This is a genomic window from Ochrobactrum sp. SFR4 (assembly GCF_019730395.1).
Taxonomy (GTDB): Bacteria; Pseudomonadota; Alphaproteobacteria; order Rhizobiales; family Rhizobiaceae; genus Pseudochrobactrum.
On sequence record NZ_JAAPBB010000974.1, the window covers coordinates 1 to 258 of the forward strand.

Below are 258 nucleotides of genomic sequence, written 5' to 3' on the forward strand. Positions count from 1 at the left end.
TTTGATTATTGGCGGCCAGTTCTGCTGCCAGTTTGAGTGCGGCGATCAGACTGTCGGGTCTGGCAATGCCACGCCCTGCAATATCGAAAGCTGTGCCGTGATCAGGTGAGGTACGAATGAATGGCAGACCGAGCGTAACATTGACAGTCTCGTCAAAAGCCAGCGCTTTAGCCGGAATAAGCGCCTGATCATGATACATGCAAATGGCTGTATCATAGGTGGTCAGTGCCTGTTTGTGAAACATCGTATCTGCGGGCA

General features: G+C 51.6%; 1 protein-coding gene. It reads right to left on the reverse strand.

Annotation, left to right across the window (positions count from 1 at the left end):
• Positions 1 to 258 (reverse strand): 4-hydroxythreonine-4-phosphate dehydrogenase PdxA (locus HBA93_RS21990; protein ID WP_221724665.1); only part of this gene is annotated, 258 nt, incomplete at both ends.